General features: G+C 28.5%; 3 protein-coding genes. 1 reads left to right on the top strand and 2 read right to left on the bottom strand.

What is annotated here, in order from left to right; translation table 11 throughout:
- Nucleotides 1-217 precede the first annotated feature (217 nt).
- Nucleotides 218-1,381 (top strand): DUF1002 domain-containing protein, encoded by a 1,164-nt coding sequence (locus tag KGF52_RS20635; protein WP_227841465.1) that lies wholly within the window; start codon nucleotides 218-220, stop codon nucleotides 1,379-1,381.
- Nucleotides 1,382-1,459: 78 nt separating this feature from the next.
- On the opposite strand, the gene proC is transcribed toward KGF52_RS20635, so the two are convergent.
- On the bottom strand, nucleotides 1,460-2,263 hold the full coding sequence (gene proC / locus KGF52_RS20630) for a pyrroline-5-carboxylate reductase (RefSeq protein ID WP_227841464.1): 804 nt from the start codon (nucleotides 2,261-2,263) through the stop codon (nucleotides 1,460-1,462).
- 36 nt (nucleotides 2,264-2,299) lie between these two features.
- The gene (locus tag KGF52_RS20625; protein ID WP_413840640.1) at nucleotides 2,300-2,890 is read right to left on the bottom strand and encodes a helix-turn-helix domain-containing protein; all 591 of its coding nucleotides are present in this window, start codon (nucleotides 2,888-2,890) and stop codon (nucleotides 2,300-2,302) included.
- Nucleotides 2,891-3,190: the final 300 nt, after the last annotated feature.

The following is a 3,190-nucleotide window of genomic DNA, read 5'->3' as shown; positions in this document are numbered from 1 at the left end:
TTATAGTATACTACATTAATTGTTTTTTCAATCTCTTATAAAAATTATTTTTTTATTATTTACCTTATATTACCTTTTTTATTACAAACTTGTAATCGCATTGATTTAAAAAATAGTTTATATTTAGTATAATAGAAATGTAGCACATATTTTTATTCAATATATTGATAAAATATATATTGAAAATGTAATGTATGTTAAATCTAGGAGGATTATTATGAAGTTTAAAAAACAAATTAGCTCTATTATTATATCTACTATGCTTGTGTTTGGAAGTTTAAACCTTGCTTATGCAGATGGTACAAATGTTGTTACACTTGGAGCTAACTTATCAGAGTCTCAAAAGCAACAAATGCTTAATTATTTTGGAGTTAAAAAAGACCAAGTCTTAGTTTTAGATGTAACAAATGCAGAAGAAAGACAATATTTACAAGGTGTTGCAACAGAGAGCCAACTTGGTAAAGTTACTATTTCTTGCTCATATGTTGAGCCTACAACAAAAGGCAATGGCATTAATGTTAAAACAGCAAATTTAACTTGGGTAACTAGCTCAATGATTGCTTCAACACTTACAACAGCTGGTCTTGAAAATGCAAATGTTATTGCTGCTGCTCCATATCCTGTAAGTGGTACTGGTGCATTGACAGGAATTATGAAAGCATTTGAAGATGCATCAGGAAAAAAACTTGACGAAACAAAAAAGGAAATTGCTTCTGAAGAGTTAGTAGTTACAGGTGATTTAGGAGATGATATAGGTCAAGAAAAAGCAACTGGTGTAATGAATGATATAAAAACAGAAATTGTAAAAAATGGTACAAAGGATACTAATCAAATAGCCAACACAATAAATAATGTTGTAAATAATTACAATATTACTATTACACCAGAACAAAAAGAGCAAATTCAAGGTGTAATGAAAAAAATAGCTGACCAGGATTATGATTACAACAACATGAAAAATACATTAGACAATGTATCAAATAATGTAAATGAACAATTAAAAAAATTAGGTGAAAGTGTTAAGGGCTCTGGAATACTAGATACTATAGGTGGATGGTTTAGTGGAATAGGAGATTGGTTCTCTGGTTTATTCTCAGGAGGAGATAAAAAAGATCTAGGAATCTTAAATAACACTAATGATGAGTCTCTTGGCTCAAATGCTGTGATAAACTCTACAGATGGTGTTCAAATAGATCCACAAGATAATACTAACTCTAATGATAATAGCAATACAAATAATTCAGAAAATAATAGTGAAAATAATGGTAACTCTCAATCAGGTGAAAATAACACAACTAATAATTCTGAAAATCAATCCAATACTGACGACTCAGTTGGTTTCTTTGAAAAAATAAAAAATTGGCTTTCAGGCTTATTTTAAAAATTAAGTAAAAAAAGAATTGCCTAACATAGAAATTTTCTATAAAAGGCAATTCTTTTTATTTCCAATAAATTCTTATTACTCACTCATTTTTTGAGATTTTTCTATACATGCACATATAGCTTTTATAACAGATGCTCTAAAACCTTCCTCTTCAAGGACTTTAACTGCTTCTATAGTAGTCCCTCCAGGTGAGCATACCATATCTTTTAGTTCACCAGGATGTTTTCCTGTTTCAAGTACCATTTTTGCAGAACCCATAACTGCTTGTGCTGCAAATTTATATGCTTGTTGTCTTGGCATTCCTGCAATTACTGCTGCATCTGCAATAGCTTCTATAAACAAAAACACATAGGCTGGTGCAGAACCACTCGCTCCAATCACTGCTTCTATAAGATATTCTGGTACGACTTCAGTGTTTCCAAAAGAACTAAATACTTCTACCACTGCTTCTAAGTCCTCATCTTTTATATTTTTATTTATAGATATTGAAGACATAGCCTCATTTACAAGTGCAGGAGTATTAGGCATAGTTCTAACTATTTTTTTATTTTCACCTATAATTGCCTCTATATCTTTTATAGATTTTCCTGCTGCTATTGTAACTATAATTTTACTCTCATCTACAAAATCTTTTATCTCTTCTAAAATATCATCATATATGTCTGGCTTAACAGCTACAATTACTATATCAGAAGTTCTAGTAACCTCTTTTGAATCTTTTGTAGTATTTATACCAAAATTTGCATGTATTCTATCAAGAGTTCCTTGAGTATATGCTGATGCTGTTACCATATTAGGTTCAACTAATTTTGAATTTACTATACCACCTATCATAGCACTGGCCATATTTCCTGCACCTATAAATCCAATTTTTTTCACTGTAATACTCCTCCTTAAATAGGTAATAACTAAATTTTAAGCTTCTTTAACTGTATCAGAATTTTCAAATGGATTTGGTATACTTACCACTAAAATTCTTACCATCTTATTAGTATAGTTAACCCAATTGTGATTGTTCTTTTCACTATTGTAGTGTATTGTATCACCTGGATACATTTCAATTTGCTCATCACCCAAAAACACTGTAAGAGTGCCCTCTAAAACATATACAAATTCTTCACCACTATGTACATAGCAACAAATTTCTTCACTACTTTTACTTGGAAGAATTTCAATTAATCTTGGTAACATAGTTTTTTCTTTTAAATTAGATGATAAATGATAATGTATAAATGTTGAATTTTCTACATCAAAAACTTCTTTTTCATAACTTCTTAATACAGGTCTCTTATGCTCCTTTGGTTTCATAAAAAAGTAAGTCAAATCTACATCCAATACATTTGCTATTTTACCCAATGAATCTGTTGCCACACTTGTTAATCCTCTTTCAAGTTGTGACAAAAATCCAATTGATAAGTTTGTTTTCTCACTCATATCTTTCAGTGTCATTTGTTTTTGAGTTCTAAGTTGCTTTATTTTTGCTCCTATGTCCTTATTCAAAACCATCACCCCTAAATAATTTTAATTTTTTCATAATATAAATATAAGAATATAAATATAGGCTATTATATCTATAATATTTCACCTCAAAAAAACTTTATTAGTATAAATATAATTTATTCACTTTCTTTTGTCTACACATTTATCATTATTTATAATTTATTATTGTATATATCTCTACCTAATTTAGCAAAAGTTATTAATTATTTTTCTATTTTTTAATATATCTGATTATGATTACTTTTTTTATATTATAAAACTTAAGTTATTCATATAATTTGCTTTATTATTTATATAGTTCATAAT

Source organism: Clostridioides sp. ZZV15-6597, assembly GCF_020657815.1.
Taxonomy (GTDB): domain Bacteria; phylum Bacillota; class Clostridia; order Peptostreptococcales; family Peptostreptococcaceae; genus Clostridioides.
The sequence above is the reverse complement of the archived record's forward strand: the minus strand, read 5'-3'. Positions and strand labels throughout refer to the sequence as shown.